Below are 19,787 nucleotides of genomic sequence, written 5' to 3'. Positions count from 1 at the left end.
TTACTTAATTTGTTCCAAATATTCTTGAATATCATCTTTAGAGTTTACTAATTCGCCTGCAATCACTTTTTGCTTTATTTGATCAAGTATTAGGCCTAAATTAGGTCCTGGCTTTACGCCATTAGCTATTAAGAATTGCCCGTCAATGGCAAGTTCAGACATTGATTTAATCGGTAATGCTGTATAGCGATCTACTAAAGCCTCGGAATTGATTGGTTGTCCTAAAATATGAGCTACATCAATAGTGTTAAGGAGAGTCTCTTTACCAGCATTGAATAATTCAAGGTCAGAAGGAGATTTTGCAGAAATTAAATCAAACAAATTTACAATTTTTTTAACTTTTTCCGTCATGGCGTTTGAATTTTTCCAATCACGCATAAATTGAGTTATATGATTATCCGTAATTTTCAATAAAATGATTATGATAGCCCACAAACTCGTTTCCATACTTGGGTTAAATTTCAATTTGGGATAGATCGCCAGCAACTCACTTTTACCAGCAAAATCTGGCACACCGTCACTTAATTTCGTCCGTAAAAAAACTTTAAAAGCTGCGCGTGAGTTGGTGCCAGTCCCCATTTTGACAAATTCATCACGAATTCTTTCAACTGAAATTTTGGGCAATAGTTGATGCATATCTTTTACGGCTTTTTCAGTTTGAGGTTCCAGATCAAAACAAAGCTGACTCATAAAACGAACAGCTCTCATCATCCGTAAAGCATCTTCATGAAACCTCTTCATTGGATCTCCTACTGCTTTAATGAGGTGCTTTTGTAAATCTCCTATGCCGTTGAAAAGGTCAATTATTTCACCCTTTCTATTCATCGCTAAAGCGTTAATGGTAAAATCACGCCTTTTTAAATCTTCAGCTAAATTTTGCACAAAAGTAACATGATCAGGTCTGCGAAAATCCTGGTAACCAGATTCTGTTCTAAAGGTAGTTATTTCATAGCTTGAACCGCCATGCAAAACGGTAACTGTACCATGCTTAATTCCGGTATCAATTGTTTTAGGAAAAAGCTGTTTAACTTCTTCTGGATAGGCACTGGTGGCAATATCAATATCATGTATCGGCCTTTTTAAAAGTAGGTCACGAACAGAACCACCAACAAAATATGCTTCATAATTTGCTTGTTCTAACTGTTGAAGTACGGGAAAAGCTGCTGTAAAAATAGCGGGTAAATTATTTATTTTCATCATTATTAAATCAACTCATTTATTAGTTTTTTTGTCTTTAATTTATGGTAGTCTTAAGGTAATGGTTTAGAAAAGAAAGTTTTTATTATGCAAAAAATTAACAAAAAAAGCATTATGGAACTGTTAATGATTATGATTGGCTGTGCGATTTATGCTCTCAGCCTTGACATGATTTCAGTACCAAATAAACTCACAGATGGTGGTATCAGCGGTATTACCTTGTTATTAAGACACTTCTGGGGCATTAATATGGGATTATCGTCCTTACTACTTAATATACCGCTAATCATCCTAGGATACCGTTTTATGGGCAAAAGACTGTTGGCCTATACTATTTGGGGAACATTATGGCTGTCCTTTTTCCTATGGTTCTGGCGCTTAATTCCTATTATATCTCAATTAAACCTAGAACACGACCTCTTCTTGTCAGCAATTCTGGCGGGCACGCTTTCTGGCATTGGGTTAGGGTTAGTTTTTCGTTTTAATGGTACTTCAGGTGGTACAGATATTATCGCCAGAATTATGCAAATGAAATATGGCATATCTTCTGGCAAAGTTTTACTGTTTTGCGATACCATTATTTTATTATCTTCTTTAACGTACCTTGACCTCAAGCATATCATGTATACCCTAGTAGCAGCGTTTATTCTGTCACGTGTTATGGATGCAGTTCAACAGGGTGCATATTCTGCACGTGGTCTTCTTATTATCTCTGATCATTATCAAGAAATTGCAAAAATGATTGACTTAAAGCTGGATCGCGGTTTCACCTATCTTGAGGCTCGTGGTGGTTATAAAAAAACTAAAAGACCAGTAATTTACTTAGTAGTTTCTCCCAGAGAAATTCCCCTAGTAAAAGAATTAATAGCTGCAGAAGATCCCCAGGCATTTGTCAGCGTTATTGAAGTTCATGAGGTTTTAGGCGAAGGCTTTACTTATAAACAAAAAAGCCACCACCTGCTGATTAGGAAATAGCTTCATAAAGATTTAAAAAGGCAAATAACTCAAGTTTTTCGCAACTAGTTTATTTGCCTTTTTTAATTATTAAATTTAAGGTGGATGATTACAAAACTATCTGTTTTTTTCAAATCCAGGTAATCATATTAATTTAGCAATTATGACAGTAATTCATCATACATTTCCAGCATCTCAGTATCTTCGGGTTCGAGTTTTAGATAGGCTTCTAATAATTCCTTTACAATATTTCGGGAATTGGGTTCAGTATTAAAAAATAGCAGCATTTGCTTTAAAAAAGCACTATTATTTTTAAATTCTGGATAGGCTAATAAAAACTCACTTTTTGCTTTTGCACTTTGATCCAAATTTTGGTAAGAAAGAGCTAAATTCCAGTGAACCTGTGGTTCTAAGTCTTCATCGTCAACCTTGGCAAAAAGAGCAATGTTTGCTTCATTGTCATTTTCTCTAACGTAAAGATTAGATAACTGCAAACGCAAATCAAAGTTTTCAGGAAGTTTTTTTATTCCTTTTTGTAACAAGTTTTTAGCTGTATCTAAGTCATTCAACCTAACAGCTGCTTGTGCTCCTTTTTTATAAAGAACGGGGTCAAGTTCATTATATGCTATTCCTAATTGAGCCGAGCGTAATTCTTGTTCGTTATCGTTTTTATGCTCATATGCTGTAGTTAACAACCTGTAAGCATTAACATAATCAGGACTTTGATCGATTACTTCATTCAAATACTTAATTGCCTGGTCATCTTTATGCAGAGTTAACATTACCAAGGCAGCCTGATACTTACTGTCAATATCAAGAATATCATTGCCATTTTTAGCAATTACTTCCCCTGCCTCTTCGTAACGACCTAGTTTGGCTAAAGTTTGAAACAAACGGTCATTTAAATTGACTTCACTAAATGTTTTATGACGCTTCAACAAATCCTGGTATCTGGAAAGTGCTTGTTCATAATGGCCACTCAGATAATCGAGTTCAGCCAAACCAAACTTTACGACATCTTCATCAGGTGCAATTTTTTCAGCTGCTAGCAATTTTTTATAGGCCGTTTCAAGCAGACCGTTAGTCTGATAATAGTCAGCTTGAACAAGCAAGCTGTCGAGATAGGCGGAGGAGTCAGGACTAATGTTATAAAGCAAAGTTAAACCATCATCATCTTGACCGTCATTTAATAATATCTCAGCTAAATATATCTTAAACAAGTCTTCTTTTGGAAAATGGGCAATTAAACTGCGATAAATTTCCTTTGCTAGATCGGTAAATCCTAACCCCACCAAGTTCTCAGCTAGTGATGCTAAAATCTCTGGTTCATCTTTGTCCAAGGCTTTTTGTAATAATGTCTTTTCTTGAGAAAAATCTTGCCGCTCAATTGCGTCAAGCAGCTTTTCCGAATAGCTCATTTTTCATTCCTCCATTATTTTATTTTAGCCGATCAGATCAATTACAGCTACAAATAATATCAAACAAAAAAGATGATGGCGAATTAAGCCACCATCTTTTAAATAAAGTCATTGAGCTATTTAACAGCTTCCTTAAGAGCTTTACCAGGTCTAAATGCAGGTACAACACTTGCTGGAATTTGGATTTCATCGCCTGTTTGTGGATTACGTCCTTTACGAGCTGCGCGCTTACGCACTTCAAAAGTGCCAAAGCCAATTAATTGTACTTTTTTACCTTTAGCTAGATCTTCTTGGATAGAACTAAAAATTGCATCAACTGCTGTAGCTGCATCTTTTTTAGTTAATTTAGCTTTTGCTGCAACTTCAGTGACTAATTCTGCCTTATTTGCCATTGGGAATTCACCTCCTGTAACTTGAATCTCTTAGTAAGATCCTTATTTAATTCCTCAATTGAGGAACAGGGAATAAATGATTATTGGAACCACTTTTTTCCTTGATTTCAAAATAGCACAAAACCCTTGATACAACAAGCAATTACCTCTAAAAATGTGATTTTTGTGTCTTTGGTAGATACAAACTATTTTCTTTTTCGAGCAATAATTTTTATGGGAGTGCCGGAGAAGTCAAAATTTTCCCTTAATTGGTTAATTAAAAAGCGCTGATATGAAAAATGCATTAATTCAGGATCATTGACAAATACGACAAAAGTTGGTGGATTAGTGGCTACCTGCGTCATGTAGTAAACTCGTAATCTTTTTCCTTTAATCATAGGCGTCGGAACTAACTTACTTGTTTCTAGTAAGAGATCATTTAAAACGCTGGATTTAATTCTTTGTTGTTGATTATGAGAAACTCTTCGAACCATCTCCGGAATTTTAGCCAGATTCTGCCCCGTTTTTGCTGAAACAAACAAAATAGGAGCATAATCTAGGTACTGAAATTCTGAACGAATAATTTGCTCAAAATCCTTGCCACTGTTACTTGTTTTTTTAGGCAAATCCCATTTATTGACAACAATAATAATTCCTCTTCCAGCATCGTGGGCATATCCAGCAACATGCTTGTCCTGCTCTCTAATGCCTGTGCTGGCATCAAGTACTAGGCAGACTACATCAGAATGCTCAATTGCACCCATTGCTCTCATTACTGAGTATTTTTCAGTCATTTCGTAAACTTTTCCCCGGCGCCTTATACCAGCTGTATCAACAATTCTAAATTTAGTACCATCTGTTTCAAAAGGGGTATCAACTGCATCACGGGTCGTTCCCTCTTCGTTATTAACAATTACACGATTTTCACCGACAAGGCGGTTGACAATTGATGATTTTCCTACATTAGGCCGTCCTATTACACTAAAAGAAATTTGCTCCTTCTCATTTTGCTCCAAGTCTTTAGGCAAACTTTGCACTATTTGATCCAGCAAATCTCCAATACCCGTGCCATGCACGCTTGAAACAGGAATAGGATCGCCAAAACCTAAGCTATAAAAATCATAAATGTCCATCCGCTGCTCAGGATTATCAGCTTTATTTACAGCTAAAATCACTGGCTTCTTAGTTTGATAAAGCATTTGGGCAATGCGCTCATCAAGATTTGTTACATGATTAGCGACATTAGTTAAAAAGATGATTACATCAGCTTCTTCAATTGCTATTTCAGCTTGGGCTCTTATTTCTTCTTCAATATTACTATTTTCCCAAGTTATTCCACCAGTATCAATCAAATCAAATGTGTGCCCCAACCATTCAGCTTGCGCATAATTACGGTCTCTAGTCACGCCAGGTTTATCTTCAACTATTGCTAACCGTTGATTAATAATCCGGTTGAAAAGCGTTGATTTACCAACATTAGGCTGTCCTACAATTGCAACTACGGGTAAAACCATTTTTCAGCCTCCTTTTACAAATAAAAAAACCGACTTAAGAGTCGGCTTTTTTATTAAATTAACGACGATCTTTTAATTGGTCACCTATGATGTCACCTAAAGCAAAGCCGCTGTCATCATTGTTCATATATTTTTTATTTACTGAATTGCGGTTATATGAACTGTGTGAACGATTGCCTTCATTTTCAGAATTCTTGGGCTCAGCAGCCTTCATAGAAAGTGAAATGCGATGCTCACCAGGGTCAATGTTTAAGACCTTGACTTTAACTTTTTGACCAACCTTTAAAACATCACTTGGCTTGTCTACGTGTTTATATGATATTTCAGAAACGTGAACTAAACCTTGAATATTATCAGCTACTTCAACAAAAGCACCGAAGTTAGTTAAAGATTTAACTTCGCCTTCAAACACATCGCCTTCGTGTAAGTCAGCTGTAGCTTGTTCAAAAGGAGAAGGTTCAGTTTGCTTAATTGAAAGGGAGATGCGATGTCTATCATCATCAATACCAATTACTTTAACTTTGACATCTTGACCAGCCTTTAAAACATCGCTTGGCTTATCAACATGTTTGTATGAGATCTCGGAAATGTGGACTAAACCATCAACACCGCCAACATCAACAAAAGCTCCAAAATTAGTTAAACGGGAAACCTTGCCTTCAACAACATCACCCACAACTAACTGTGATGCAACCTTGTCAAAAGCTTCTTCACGTTCTTCTTCAATTAAATCTTTGTGAGAAAGGATTAAGCGGTTCTTACTTGGATCAATTTCAGTAATTTTAAGTTTCATGGTTTTGCCGATAAATGGCTTAAGATCCGAAACATAACGGTTAGAAATTAATGACGCAGGCAAAAATCCTCTAGTGCCTACATCTACTAACAAACCACCACGAACTGAAGAAGTAACTGTGCCTTCAATTGTCTTTCCGGCTTCAAAATCTTTTTGCAGTTCATCGTAAGCTTCTCTTTCCTTCAAGCGGGTAACTGAGAAGAAGAATTCACCATTCTCTTTGTCTCCGCCGGCTTTTCTTAAAACTAAAGCTTTGAGCTTATCGCCTGGTTTAACTGCTTCACGTAGGTCAACGTTGCGATCTGAAGTGTATTCACGACGAGGAATTACACCTTCAATACCGGCATTTTCAACACCAACATCGATTTGACCTTCTTCAACGTCTAAGACTTCAACATCTACAATATCTCCGACCTCAACTCCTTGCATTTGCTTTAATGCATCTAAAAATTGATTACTGTTTTCTGACATTATTTACCTCCCAATATCATACTCTAATTCTAAATGAAAGTTTGATATTTTTCTACTGTTTTATACCCTTTTTTTATAGTTTTTTTGACTTTTTTTAATTTCAGATAAGATTGCATTAACTACCTGGTCTATAGTCATAGAAGTTGTGTCTATTTCAATAGCATCAAGTGCCTTTTTTAATGGTGAAATTTTACGATGCGAATCTTTATAATCCCTTTCCAGTATGTCTTGTTCAATTTCTTCAAGGGACTGGTTAGTTTTAATTCCTCTTTCTTTAAAATCAAGCATTCTTCTTTGGGCTCGAGAATGAGCAGACGCAACTAAAAAGATTTTAACGTCAGCTGCAGGCAAAACTGTGGTCCCAATATCACGACCATCCATCACTACATTCATCTGACCGGCCATTTGTCTTTGCAAACTGACCATTTTAGCTCTGATATCTGCCAAAGCTGATACTTGAGAAACGTGAGCAGAAATATCCGGTGTACGTATATCTTGAGATATATCCTTATCGCCGGCAAAAACTTTTTGTTGGCCATTTTCGCTTTTCAGTTCAATTTTTTCTTTATCAATAGCAGCCAATATGCCTTTTTCATCACTATAACTAAGTTTGTGTTCACGTGCTAACCAGGTAGAAGCACGGTACATTGCTCCCGTATCAATATACGTAAAGTTCAATTTTTGAGCTATTATCTTTGCTACTGTACTTTTTCCAGCTGAAGCTGGTCCATCAATTGCTACTTGCATTCAATAAAAAAGGGACTGCAGTCCCTATCCTTTCTAAGTTATTTGATACGCAGTACTTGTCCGATATCCACCTGACTGTTAGGATCAAGTTGATTTAACTCAGCTAACTGACCAACAGAAATTTTAAAACGACGAGCAATACTACTTAAAGAATCTCCACTTTGAACTATATATTGTTTAGTTTTCACGTGTTTCTTTTTATGCTTAATCTTAGGTTTTGGTTTTGCCTTCGGTTTGCTTTTAGTTTTATTTTCGACAAGTTTGTTTTTTGCAGGAGAAGCTTTAACGTTTGCTTTTTTGGCAGCTTTTTTATGAATTTTGCGTACTTCAACTATTTTATTACTTGAATTATTATTCGCTGCTAAATGATGTACTACTGGAACAAGGCCAATTAGTATCATTATAAGTAAAACAATGAGTACAATCCAACCTTTAGAACCAGAGCTGTATGTTTCAACTCTGGTTTTTTGCGGACGTTTATAATGTTGATATGGTCCCTTAGGATTATTAGTCATCTTAAAAAGCCTCCTTACCTAACTTGTTTAATTTTAGCATATTTACCATTTAAGTGGATAAAAAAATCGGTCATTTAATAGACCGATTTCATAATTTCTGATTTTAGTTTTTTAAATTGAAGTTTTTCCTGACAAATGGTTTGATTGTTCTCAAAACAGTTTCAAACAATAAGTAAACCACCGTACCATTTATTGCCCCTTTTAATAAATTAAACGGCACAATAATGCCAAAAATATAGGCACTCATTGATGGAATGTGGAGCAATTTGCCCAAATAAACTTTCTCAGTAAACGCCAATAGACCTGAATAACCATGAATAGCTGGCAAATTGGGTACCGTAGTTGCTGCATAAAAAGGTGTTAGAACCAGAGCATTTAAAACTGACAAAACAAAAGCCATCGCTATAATGCCAAGAACTATACCTAAGATTGGTTTTAAATGTTTTTTAGTAAAACTCTTTTCATCTTTATTGATATTTCTAGTCAAATAATAAAACGGCAAAGCAAATGAAATTGATGCTAAAAAGGCAGCAGATTGACCCACTAAACTTGGTAGCGCAAAACCTTTATATATTAAATTAATTAGCATTCTCACAAACGCGATGAAAATGCCGGGTAATGGACCAAATAAAAAAGTACCAATAGTAATTACAACATCAGAAAAATCAAATTTTAAAAAGCTGGTGACAGGCAATGGTATTTCCAAAAGCATTAATACATATGCAATTGTTCCAATTAAAGTATATGCTACTATATTGACCAAATTATTTCTGCCTTTTCTTTGCAAAATTCTTACCTCCAAAAAAACTCGGTCTGTTGCTTCTAGCAACAGACCGAGTAAAAGTAAGCTAAAGATCTTGGCTTTTAGTTTAGTCTGTCTTCTTTCATCTAGACTTTAACTATCGGTATCACAATAGATTCCACCACTTTCGTGGGTCGCGGACTCTCACCGCCGGTCGGGATTTTCACCCTGCCATGAAGACAACAAACTTAATATTTAATTTTCAATACCATCTTAATCTACGTCTTTTAATCTGTCAACTTCCTCATGCGATAATTCGCGAAAACTTCCGGAAATCAGAGAATCCAGGGTTAAAAAGGCATATCTTTCACGTGCTAATTTTTTAACCTGATGATGAACAGCCTTAAACATTCTTTTTACTTGATGATACTGCCCCTCATGAATAGTTAACTGTACTATTTGGCTATTTTTTTTGCGGTCAGTTCTAATTACTTTAACTTTAGCCGGAGCACATCTATGACGATCAATTTTTACTCCGTGGGTAAGCTGACTGATTTCTGCAGGAGAAAGCACACCCGTAATTTTAGCAACATATACTTTTGCTACATTATTGCGTGGATGCATCAATAAATTTGCAAGCTCTCCGTCATTGGTCATCAAGAGTAAACCTGACGTGTCATAATCTAGTCTGCCAATTGGGTACAAGCGGTAGGGCAATTCTTTAAAGTAGTCAACAACGGTTTTTCGGCCTTTGTCATCGCTGGCAGTCGATACCACCCCACGCGGTTTATAAAAAAGGTATGTGTGCAAACTTTCCCGCTCAATTGGTTCACCATCGACGGTAATATTACTAAATGTATCTACCTTAGTACCTAATTTTGTAACTACATTACCATCAACTGTCACCCGCCCTGCGGTGATCATTTTTTCAGCCTTGCGTCGTGAAGCAATTCCAGCTTCAGCAATTACTTTTTGTAATCGTTCTAACACCATTATGATTCTCCTTTTTGAGTTTTAGCAATATTCTTATCTGCTTGACCCTTAGCCGCAAATAAATCGATTTCACCTTCGGCATTAACACTATCATCTTCAAAATCTTCAATTAGAGGTAAATCGGCTAAACTTTGATAACCAAAATACTGCAAAAAATAGTCAGTGGTCACGTATAAATTAGGGTGTCCCGGAGCCTCTTTTTTGCCATTTATCTTTACAAGACCCCGCCAAATTAATGTTTGTAAAGCACCAGATGAATTTACCCCTCTGATTTCATCAATTTCTATCCGAGTAATAGGCTGCTTATAAGCAACAATTGCTAATATTTCCAAAGCGGACTGACTAAGACTTTTAGTTAAATCTTTTTGAAAAAAGTTTTCAATTGTTTTGCTTACTTCCGGCCGGGTTGTTAATTTATAAGAATCGTTCAGCTGCTGTATTTGCAGACCTGAATCCGAATTTTGCTGTAATTTTTCCTGCAAGCTTTTAGTTAATTCGCGCAGTGCAGGCTTGCCAATTTGCAGCAGTTCACACAAATTAGTGCTTTCAATGCCATTATCACCGGCCACATACAATAGAGCCTCTAACTGGGCAATTTTAGTTATCATCGCTATCAATTCTTTCCAAGTTCAGATCGCCAAATGTTCTATTTTGTGTTACCCGCAATTCTTGCTTTTTACAAAGTTCAAGCAATGCTAAAAACAAACCAATAACATCAGATAAAGTTTTCATTTTTTGACAACATGCAAAAAAACTGACCTTTTTGCACTTTGCCAATTCGGTTTGCAAAAAAGTACTCATCTCTTTAACAGAGGTTTCTTTCACCTCAACCGAAACAATATCTGGCTGTCTGATCTTCATTCTTTGTAATACTAAAATAAACGTATTAGCCAATTCGGTGGAAGTAATTTGTCCTCGAGGTAACGGCTGAATCTTTTTACTAAGGGGCACGCTTTCCTCTTTAGCAGCAGTAATGGGAACCTTTTCGTTACGCTTTTTAAAGTAAACCGAGATTTTTTTGAATATTGAATAGGTAATAAGCTGCTGTACGAGTTCATCCCTAGGATCTTCCTGTTCCTCATCATTTTCTATGAAATCATTTTGCGGCAGTAGTGATTGAGACTTTATGCGTAACAACAATGATGACATGACAAAGTATTCACCGGCAATTTTCAAATTAAGACTTTGCATTTGATGTAAATAGGCTAAATATTGGCTGGTAATTTGGGCTATCGGAATATCATAAATATCAATTTTCTGTACTTTAATTAAGTGCAGCAACAAATCTAAAGGGCCTTCAAAATTGGGTAATTCCAAAGTAAGATTAGCACTCATATTTTTGAGTCCTTTTTTAAATATTTAATCAGATCAATATATTCAGGAACAGCCGTAATTCTTTTTTGGGGATTACTTTGAGCCAGTTCTTGTACTGCCTTTGCTTCATATTTAGCTTTGCGAAAATCAGGAGCAAATGAAATGTAGCGAATGACAACAAATTGTTTATTCGCTTGCGTGCCAATCACACCAATAAAATTAGGATCCTTAGACCGATAAAGATATAGACAAAATTCAGCACTATTTTTATTTAATTGAATTTCATCCTTAAGATTTGCGAGATTTTTAAAATCCGGTAAATAGGATAACAAACCCATTGCTACTTTTTCCGTGTCATTTTTACATTCAATTAACATTTAATCACCTTAAATTCGAGGATGAGTTTTCTCGTATACTTGTATGATATGTTTCTGGGACAAATTGGTATAAATTTGTGTAGTACTAATATCCGAGTGTCCTAAAATTTCTTGAACCACACGCAAATCAGCCCCATTTTCAAGTAGGTGAGTAGCGAAGGTGTGTCTTAAAGTGTGAGGGGTAACGTTTTTCTGAATACCAGCCAACTTGCAGTAATGCTTGATAATTTGCCACACAGCTTGTCGAGTTAGAGAACCGCCGCGACTGTTCAGAAAAATAAAATCCGTGTTTTTTCCCACTTTCAATATCAAGGGATCACGTACTTTTTCTTTATAACTATCAATCCAGGACAAAGCAACTTTACTAATAGGAATCAACCGTTCTTTTGAGCCTTTACCAAAAACTTTGACTAATTTCAATTCTTCATGCAAGTCGGTAAATTTAAGGTTTATTAATTCGCTCACCCTTATTCCTGTTGCGTACAACGTTTCAAGTAAAGCACGGTCTCGTAATCCCAGCTTCTTTTTTATATCAGGTTGCTTAAGTAAGTCAGTAACTTCGACTGTGGTTAAAGCAACTGGTAAAGGTCGACGTTTTTTGGGTGAGTCTATTTCAAGCATAGGATTCAATTTTTGAATATTTTGTCTTACCAGCCACTGGTAAAACTTTCGCAGACTTGAAATTAAACGACTAATAGAACTTGTTGCTTTCTTTTGATCGCGTTGCTCAGCCAAAAAAGCATCAATATCAATTGCTTTAGTCGGCCAGGAAGTTAAATTTTCCTTTTGTAAAAAATCAATGAAAGAGCTTAAATCCTGCTTGTAAGCAGTGATTGTATTAGCACTTAATCCTCGCTCAATCTGACTAAATCTTAAATAGTCCTCAACTTGTTCTGTTAACTTATTCAAATTATTCATTTTTGTCTTCTTCGGGGTCGTTAAGTAATGAAATTGTTCCAGTAGTTTTATCTTCCACTATGTATTTTCCCTTCAACAAGTGTCCTAATGCTCGTTTAAAAGCTGATTTTGATATGCCAAAATAGTTTTTAATATCCTCTGCATCAGATTTATCATAAAAAGGTAATGTTTTATCTTTTTTTCTGCGCAAACTCATTAAAATCATCTGCGCGTCATCATCTATTTCTTCAAAAGATCGCGGCAGGCTGCTCAAATTTAAGCGGCCATACTGACTGACACCAACTACTCTACCCTTAAACTGTTCACCTAAACGAAGTGGACGAGCCATTTGTGAAGGATGAACAAAGCCTAAATAATATTCTTTAGTAATTACAAATGCTCCTACTTCACGGGCTGAATAGACAGTCCCAAAAACATCTTTATTATTCATGCCGTCAGGAAAATGAGCTGCAAGTTGTTCAAAAATATTTTCATCCGCCATTTTTGCCCAAATACGATCTTTTTCATCAGTTTCAAGATGAACTAGCAGTTGATCACCAACTTCAGGCCAGCGTTGTTTGTCATAAGGGAGATCATCCAAGGAAATCACTATATCTTTATCTGGCAAGCCAATATCTACAAATACACCTAAGCTATACTTGACTTCAGTCACTTTGCTCCAAGCATACTGATCTTCTTGAGCAAAGGGTAGAAACTGGGTCATTTCCCGATTATGCTGTTTGTTATCATACAAAAATCCTTTGATTTGATCCCCCAGTTTTGGCTTTTCTTCTTGAGTAATTTCCTTTCTTTTCAATTCGTAAGTCAAACCTTCGACTTGAACAAAAAAAGAATTTTCATTTTGATCTATTATTTTTCCAGTTGCAATAGTGCCTAGCATGATTATTCTCCTAAGTCTAGATATTGGATCTGATAACAAGTATATCATTTTAGCGGATTAAATTGATATCAGTCAAACCAAATTAACTAATGATTTTCATTTAATTTACCACGATCAAAGGCAAACAAAAATAGCCAGTACTGATTACTGGCTATTTTCACATTTTACTTTAATTAAAGATTTGAAACTTCACCTTGGTAAATAGCACCACGACGAGCATCAACAGTAATAGTAATACCACTGCCAATCTTTTCAGTAGCATCAGTAACACCAACAACAACTGGAATTCCTAATGATAACCCGACAACTGCAGCGTGTGAAGTCAATCCAGAAGCTTCAACAACTAAACCTGAAGCCTTCTTAATAGCTGGCATGTAATCAGGATCAGTAGTTCTGGCAACCATGATGTCGCCTTCTTTAACCTTGCTGATAGCTTCTTCAGCACTATTAACCACAACTGTCTTGCCAACAACTGAGCCGTTACCTACACCTAGACCTTGAGCTAATTTGCTACCAATGATTTGTAGTTTCATTAAGTTGGTTGTACCAGAGTCACCAACAGGAACACCAGCAACAATGATTACTAAATCACCATCTTTTACATAGCCTTGTTCTTTGGCAACATTAGCTGCTACTTCAAACATATCATCAGTAGAAGCTGGTTTGTCAGTAAGCAAAGGTTGAACGCCCCAAGAAATGCCAAGTGAGTGTTGAATCTTTTCGTCAAAAGTTAAGGCCAAAATATTGGCGTTTGGACGATATTTAGAAATCATTCTGGCAGTATAGCCTGAATTAGTTGCAGTAATAATGGTTTTAACACCTAATTCTTGGGCAGTCCGCACAACAGATTCACCAATAGCTTCAGTAACGTTTGAACCCTTGTATTCTTCAAATCTTTGCAGAGCCAAAGTATTACGCTTAAGAAGTTCTTGTTCAGTTCTTTCATCAATTTCAGCCATTGCTGAAACAGCTTTAACTGGGTACAAACCGTTGGCGGATTCACCAGAAAGCATAGTTGCATCAGTACCATCAAGAACTGCATTGGCAACATCTGATACTTCAGCACGAGTTGGACGAGGATTTTCTTGCATTGAGTCAAGCATTTGGGTAGCAGTAATAACTGGCTTACCAAGTGCGTTTGCTCTCTTGATTAAATCTTTTTGAACAAATGGGACATCAATAAATGGAATTTCAACACCCATGTCACCACGAGCAACCATTAAACCATCTGAAACTTGCAAGATTTCGTCAGCATTATCAATACCTTCTTGTGATTCAATCTTAGGATAAATCTTAACATAATCACAACCTGCATCTTCACACAGCTTACGGATATCAAGTATATCCTGCGCCTTACGTGCAAACGAAGCAAAGATAAAGTTAATGCCATTAGCTAAACCAAATTTGATGTCATCAGTATCTTTTTCAGTAATTCCTGGCAGGCGAATTTCAACTCCTGGTGCATTAACACCCTTTTTAGAACCGATAACACCAGTGTTTTGCGCTTCACAAACTAGCTCTTTCTTTTCTTCGTCTTTTTCTTTAATTAATAAGTCAACTAAACCATCATCAATTAAAACATGACCACCAACGTGGGTGTCACCATAAAGACCTTCGTAAGTAACATGGATCATGTCCTTGTTACCCGGCTTGGAATCATCCATCGATACACGAATTTGGTCTCCAGTATTAATGGTAAACTTGCCACCTTCTTGATCAGTGGTTCTAATCTCAGCACCTTTGGTGTCTAATGCGATACCAAGTACTAAGCCAGTTTCTTTCTCGACTTGACGAACCATTTTCATCCGTGACAGATGCTCAGCATGATCACCATGTGAAAAGTTGAAACGAAATACATTTACGCCTGACTTAGCCAAAGCTGTAATAGTTTCAATATCATTTGAAGCTGGCCCTAAGGTGCTAACAATTTTAGTTTTCTTCATTATTTAAAAATCTCCCCAAAATCGACTAATTATTTAGTCATTTCTTCATTAATATCAATTAACGACTCTTCGCTGGCATGTTTTTCATCAAATAAATCCAGAATATCGTGGGTTTCCAGTTGGCCATTCTCCATACCGACAGCTAAACCGCCTTTACCATCAAGAAGTAACTTAACTGCATAATTACCCATTTTTGTAGCATTTATTCTATCCAAAACTGTAGGTGATCCGCCACGCTGCATATGACCAATAATATTGGCTCTGCAATCGAAATCACCGTATTTTAAAAGCTCGGTTCTAAAATCAGCAGCATTCATGACACCTTCAGCCAAGATGATAATACCATTGTCTTTGCCGTCTTTGAAACCACGTTTTAATCTGTCCGCAATTTCTTTAATATCAAATTGCCGTTCTGGAACGACGATAGCATCCGCGCCGCTGGCTAAACCAACGCGCATAGCAATGTCACCACAATCTCGTCCCATTACATTCACAACAAAAACACGGTGATGACTGCTGGCAGTATCACGAATTCTGTCGATGGCTTGCATAGCAGTATTGCAGGCGGTATCAAGACCAATTGTATACTCAGTGTAAGGAATATCATTATCAATGGTACCTGGTAAACCAATAGAATTAATTCCCAAACGGGTTAATGCCAGCGCACCATGATATGAACCGTCACCGCCAATAACAATTACGGTATCTATGTCATGCTTTTTTAATTGCTCTACTCCTTTTTCTTGCACTTCTTTTTGTGCAAATTCTGGGTAACGGGCACTGTAGAGAAAAGTACCACCTGCATTAATCATGTGATCAATATTTTCAGCAGTTAAGGTTACAAAGTCACCGGCTACAAGCCCGGCAAAACCATAACGAATACCAACAACACCAAGTCCATGATGAATAGCGGTTTTAGTTACTGCCCTAACAGCCGCATTCATGCCCGGAGCGTCGCCACCGCTCGTTAAAATTCCAATTCGCTTCATGAATTCACCTCATCAAGATTTATTGTGTAATTTCTCACATCCATTAAATTTTAACATTCTTTCACGAAAAAATCTCACAAAAAAGGATTAAAATTCTTGATTTGACGGTCTTTTTTGATGTTAGCGGTAACATTAATTATTTTGTTAACGCTTAACCCAAAAACCTACTCTTGTAAATTAACAACCTTTAAATTTGTTAGAATATATTGTTTTTTACTCGAATCGAAACGATTATTCTGAACTCTAATGCCTAATAAATAAATATTACCCTCCTTTAAATTCGATTGAATTTTATCATAAACACCAGGAAAAATTACAATATCCTGCTTACTAGTCGTATCGGCAAAATTACCAAAAGCCATGGTTTGACCCTTTTTAGTTCTGACTAATTTTAATGACATCAATTTTCCTACAGCTATGCCGCTTTCATGAATTTGAAATTCACTTAGTGATTTGGCATTAAACTTTTGCGCGTATTTTTCTACCGTTATTAACGGTGATGTTAACGTAGAAAAGCCTAAAGACTCTACCTCCATGACTGCTTTTTCCTGTTTGCTTGGTTCAGGGGCAGCTTTGACGGGTATACCTCCCAGACCTTCTGATAAAGCTAAATTCTCTCCTGTCAATTTCACATTTTCAATAGTTTCAGGGCAATTTTGCAATAATTCGTTACGATTTTTGTTTATCCGGTCAAAACAGCCTGCTTTAATTAAAGCCTCAATGACATTTGTAATACTGTTGGCTTTAATAAATTTAGTATCAATTTGCCGTAAAAAGCCTGCTAAAGAAGTAAATGGTTTTGTCTGGCGCTTAGCAATTATCTCTTTAAGAAAATCAATTCTAACACCCTTAATTGCTCTGAGACCAACTAAAATTTGACCATCAATTACCTGATACCATAAAGTGCTTTTATTAATGTCAGGTGGCAAAATTTTAACGCCGTCTTCTTGTGCACGCATTATATATTCGCTTGCTTTATTTTGATTTCCGATATTAGAATTAAGCATCGCCGCATAAAACTCAGCGGGATAATGAACCTGCAAATAAGCCAGCCAAAAAGCAATCATAGTATACGCAACAGCGTGAGAACGGTTAAAGCCATAATTAGCAAATTGTTCAATATAATCATATACCCGAGTGGCAACTTGAATGCTATGACCCTTTTTTACAGCACCAGAGATAAATTTAGATTTTTCCTGTTCAATAACTTTTTGGTCCTTCTTTGACATTGCCCTGCGTAAAATATCAGCTTCGCCTAAAGAAAAGCCTGCTAAAACCTGAGCAGTCTGCATAACCTGTTCCTGGTAGACTAAAATTCCATATGTTGGAGCCAGGATTGTCTTTAAACTGGGATCAGGATATGTGACTTTTTGTTTACCCTTTTTGCGAGCAATAAAAGTGTTAATATTCTGCATTGGACCTGGACGGTAAAGTGCATTGACTGCTACCAGATCTTCAAAATTATCTGGGTGCAGTTCCCGAAGCACATTACGAATCCCAGCAGATTCAAATTGAAAAACTAGTTCTGTTTCGCCTTTTTGAAAAATATTTAAAGTTGCCGGATCGTCCAAAGGAATCTGATTAAAAGCGATTTTTTTACCTTGTTCACGCATCATTTTTATGGTATCACCGAGGATAGTCAAGTTTCTCAACCCTAAAAAATCGATCTTTAACAAACCCAGAGCTTCCACGTATTTCTTAGTTTGCTGCGTTAAGGGTATCCCCAGTTGGCCTGCCTGTAAGCCCGCAATGGCAGCAATAGAATTATCACTGACAACTAAACCAGCAGCATGAATTGAGTAATGTCGTGGTAACCCCTCTAAGCCACTGGCAGTTTGAAAAAGCAGTTTGTTGGTATCACTGGCGTTTACCAGCATTTGCATTTTTTTAGATTCCTTATAGGCTTGAGCCAGACTAATTTTACCCTTTGCAAAAGGCACGCTTTTTGACCATTCACTCAATTGCATTTCCTGCAAGCCAAAAACCCGTCCGGTGTCACGCAAAACCTGTTTGGCCGCTAATGTACCAAAAGTAAGAATTTGTGCCGCGTGATCCATACCATATTTGGTAAACATGTACTTAATGACATCGTCACGGCGATTGTCAGGAATATCTAAATCAATATCAGGCATTTCGTGGCGAGCTGGATTAAGAAAACGCTCAAAAAGCAAATGATATTCAAGTGGATCAACCTCTGTGATGTTAAGTGCATATGAAACTAAAGATCCACATGCCGATCCCCGGCCAGGACCCATCACAATATCAGTTCGATGACAATAGTTTACTACGTCCCAAACAATCAAAAAATAGTCGTTAAAGCCCATTTGATCGATCACCTGCAACTCATAATTGAGCTGCTTTTGATAACTTGCAGGAACTTGGCGCTGCTTAAAACGACTCTTTAAGCCGTTCTCGGCCAAATACCTTAGGTAATCCTTTGAGCTTGTAAATTTTTTTTGCTTATATTTCGGTAAGACAGGCGTTTGAAAAATAACTTTAGCATTACATAAAGAGGCTATCTTTCCGGTATTACTTAATGCGTCATCCAAGTCTAATTCATGGTAGCGCTTACTTAATTCCTGAACGGCTGGTAAATAATGTGAACCTGACTGCTTTGCTAGTTCGGCAGTATCCTGTAACACCTCTCCTTTTTTAATGGCCTGCAAAGTTTTGCGTAAAAACTGGTCACGCGGTTTTAAGTAACAAGTATCTTCAACGCTAACTAATGGTAAATCAAATTGCTTTGACAAAGTTTTAACATATTGAATGTATTTTTTTTGCTTTTCATTGCCATAAACACCAATATAAAGAGAACTTGACTTAGGTACTAAATTGATTAATTGTCGCAAAAAATCTGTCCCTAATTTGTCATTTTGTACCTGCAAGTTCAACAACTCACTGTGAGAATTTGCCGGTTCTATCAAAATCAGTTCATGCAAATCCTTAGTCAAATCTGCTAAAGTTAAGATTTTTTGCTTATTGCCATTATCCGTCAAAAGGTTAATTCTACTTGATAAACGCAAAATATTACGGTAACCCTCATCAGATTTTGCCAGTGCTATCAGATCATATTGGTGAGCACTGTCAATTAAGCCGTTTAATCTTAATTGCATCCCTAAAAGTGGTTTAATACCAACTTTTTGAGCAACTTCAAAAAAGTTAACTAACCCGTATGTGACATTGACATCGGTCAATCCAACAGCTTCATAGCCTAATTTTTTGGCAGTAGTAACCAAATCATAAATTTTTACTGGACTTTCTAAAAGTGTGAAAGAACTAAGATTCTGTAATGCAGCATATTTCATTTTTTGGGTCACCCTCCATATAATTTAGTATACCAAAAAGCTATCTTTTGGATTGAAAACCTGCATAATATTTGTTAGAATTCAAGGGTATGAAAGAAGGAAACGCTATGGGTCGATATATTGTAACTATTTGCTGGAGCGTCGTTTACATGCTAATTGTAGGCTTTATTGCCGCTCCGTTAACCCAACATGTTTTTAATTTTGGCGAGGCTGCTATTGTAGGTTTAATCTTCGGCTTGCTATTTGCAGCAATTATTCCTACAATTACAGCACATTCTCATAAAGACAAGAGCAAATATTCTAAACTTAAGTAAACAAAAGTCATCAGCTTACCGCTGATGACTTT

Annotated in this window: 19 protein-coding genes and 1 riboswitch; of the genes, 2 read left to right on the top strand and 17 right to left on the bottom strand. The window is 36.6% G+C overall.

The window, feature by feature from the left end:
* Positions 1 to 1,200, bottom strand: a complete 1,200-nt coding sequence (locus LDX54_RS04745) for a CCA tRNA nucleotidyltransferase (protein WP_265666739.1) — start codon at positions 1,198 to 1,200, stop codon at positions 1 to 3.
* 84 nt (positions 1,201 to 1,284) lie between these two features.
* Here LDX54_RS04745 and LDX54_RS04740 point away from each other — a divergent pair, with 84 nt between their 5' ends.
* The gene (locus LDX54_RS04740) at positions 1,285 to 2,172 is read left to right on the top strand and encodes a YitT family protein (protein ID WP_046324803.1); all 888 of its coding nucleotides are present in this window, start codon (positions 1,285 to 1,287) and stop codon (positions 2,170 to 2,172) included.
* A 140-nt stretch (positions 2,173 to 2,312) separates the two neighbouring features.
* Here LDX54_RS04740 and LDX54_RS04735 read toward each other — a convergent pair whose 3' ends face one another.
* From LDX54_RS04735 to LDX54_RS04660, 16 genes are all read right to left on the bottom strand, one after another.
* Complete coding sequence (locus LDX54_RS04735; RefSeq protein ID WP_265666740.1) at positions 2,313 to 3,569, bottom strand: tetratricopeptide repeat protein; 1,257 nt, start codon at positions 3,567 to 3,569, stop codon at positions 2,313 to 2,315.
* 116 nt (positions 3,570 to 3,685) lie between these two features.
* The gene (locus tag LDX54_RS04730) at positions 3,686 to 3,961 is read right to left on the bottom strand and encodes an HU family DNA-binding protein (RefSeq protein WP_046324801.1); all 276 of its coding nucleotides are present in this window, start codon (positions 3,959 to 3,961) and stop codon (positions 3,686 to 3,688) included.
* 185 nt (positions 3,962 to 4,146) lie between these two features.
* On the bottom strand, positions 4,147 to 5,454 hold the full coding sequence (der, locus tag LDX54_RS04725; RefSeq protein ID WP_265666741.1) for a ribosome biogenesis GTPase Der: 1,308 nt from the start codon (positions 5,452 to 5,454) through the stop codon (positions 4,147 to 4,149).
* A gap of 58 nt (positions 5,455 to 5,512) precedes the next feature.
* The gene (rpsA, locus tag LDX54_RS04720; RefSeq protein WP_046324799.1) at positions 5,513 to 6,718 is read right to left on the bottom strand and encodes a 30S ribosomal protein S1; all 1,206 of its coding nucleotides are present in this window, start codon (positions 6,716 to 6,718) and stop codon (positions 5,513 to 5,515) included.
* 60 nt (positions 6,719 to 6,778) lie between these two features.
* The gene (gene cmk / locus LDX54_RS04715; protein WP_265666742.1) at positions 6,779 to 7,465 is read right to left on the bottom strand and encodes a (d)CMP kinase; all 687 of its coding nucleotides are present in this window, start codon (positions 7,463 to 7,465) and stop codon (positions 6,779 to 6,781) included.
* 38 nt (positions 7,466 to 7,503) lie between these two features.
* On the bottom strand, positions 7,504 to 7,980 hold the full coding sequence (locus LDX54_RS04710) for a LysM domain-containing protein (protein ID WP_265666743.1): 477 nt from the start codon (positions 7,978 to 7,980) through the stop codon (positions 7,504 to 7,506).
* A 103-nt stretch (positions 7,981 to 8,083) separates the two neighbouring features.
* Complete coding sequence (locus tag LDX54_RS04705) at positions 8,084 to 8,770, bottom strand: ECF transporter S component (RefSeq protein WP_046325202.1); 687 nt, start codon at positions 8,768 to 8,770, stop codon at positions 8,084 to 8,086.
* 82 nt (positions 8,771 to 8,852) lie between these two features.
* A riboswitch (FMN riboswitch) is annotated at positions 8,853 to 8,967 on the bottom strand.
* Between the two features lie 28 nt (positions 8,968 to 8,995).
* Positions 8,996 to 9,712 (bottom strand): pseudouridine synthase, encoded by a 717-nt coding sequence (locus LDX54_RS04700; RefSeq protein ID WP_046325201.1) that lies wholly within the window; start codon positions 9,710 to 9,712, stop codon positions 8,996 to 8,998.
* 2 nt (positions 9,713 to 9,714) lie between these two features.
* Positions 9,715 to 10,323, bottom strand: coding sequence for an SMC-Scp complex subunit ScpB (gene scpB, locus LDX54_RS04695; protein WP_046324796.1), 609 nt, complete (start codon positions 10,321 to 10,323; stop codon positions 9,715 to 9,717).
* Complete coding sequence (locus LDX54_RS04690) at positions 10,313 to 11,050, bottom strand: segregation/condensation protein A (protein WP_122037561.1); 738 nt, start codon at positions 11,048 to 11,050, stop codon at positions 10,313 to 10,315. Before LDX54_RS04690 ends, scpB begins: the two co-directional genes overlap by 11 nt.
* The gene (locus LDX54_RS04685; protein WP_046324794.1) at positions 11,047 to 11,406 is read right to left on the bottom strand and encodes a hypothetical protein; all 360 of its coding nucleotides are present in this window, start codon (positions 11,404 to 11,406) and stop codon (positions 11,047 to 11,049) included. Before LDX54_RS04685 ends, LDX54_RS04690 begins: the two co-directional genes overlap by 4 nt.
* Positions 11,407 to 11,415: 9 nt before the next feature.
* Positions 11,416 to 12,324, bottom strand: coding sequence for a site-specific tyrosine recombinase XerD (xerD, locus tag LDX54_RS04680; RefSeq protein ID WP_187157157.1), 909 nt, complete (start codon positions 12,322 to 12,324; stop codon positions 11,416 to 11,418).
* Positions 12,317 to 13,204, bottom strand: coding sequence for a S1-like domain-containing RNA-binding protein (locus LDX54_RS04675; RefSeq protein WP_187157156.1), 888 nt, complete (start codon positions 13,202 to 13,204; stop codon positions 12,317 to 12,319). The genes xerD and LDX54_RS04675 overlap by 8 nt, the downstream gene beginning before the upstream one ends.
* 173 nt (positions 13,205 to 13,377) lie before the next feature.
* Positions 13,378 to 15,147, bottom strand: a complete 1,770-nt coding sequence (pyk, locus tag LDX54_RS04670; protein WP_187157155.1) for a pyruvate kinase — start codon at positions 15,145 to 15,147, stop codon at positions 13,378 to 13,380.
* A 29-nt stretch (positions 15,148 to 15,176) separates the two neighbouring features.
* Positions 15,177 to 16,136 carry a 6-phosphofructokinase gene (pfkA, locus tag LDX54_RS04665; protein WP_046324790.1) on the bottom strand — a complete coding sequence of 320 codons (960 nt, stop codon included), beginning with the start codon at positions 16,134 to 16,136 and terminating at the stop codon, positions 15,177 to 15,179.
* A 164-nt stretch (positions 16,137 to 16,300) separates the two neighbouring features.
* Complete coding sequence (locus LDX54_RS04660) at positions 16,301 to 19,441, bottom strand: DNA polymerase III subunit alpha (protein WP_265666744.1); 3,141 nt, start codon at positions 19,439 to 19,441, stop codon at positions 16,301 to 16,303.
* Between the two features lie 107 nt (positions 19,442 to 19,548).
* On the opposite strand from LDX54_RS04660, the gene LDX54_RS04655 reads away from it, so the two are divergent.
* A complete protein-coding gene (locus LDX54_RS04655; protein ID WP_046324788.1) occupies positions 19,549 to 19,755 on the top strand; it encodes a YjzD family protein in 207 nt (68 codons plus the stop codon).
* The last annotated feature ends 32 nt before the right edge of the window (positions 19,756 to 19,787 follow it).

Origin of the sequence: Lactobacillus sp. IBH004 (assembly GCF_026185255.2) — a bacterium.
GTDB classification, from domain to species: domain Bacteria; phylum Bacillota; class Bacilli; order Lactobacillales; family Lactobacillaceae; genus Lactobacillus; species Lactobacillus melliventris.
The sequence above is the reverse complement of the archived record's forward strand: the minus strand, read 5'-3'. Positions and strand labels throughout refer to the sequence as shown.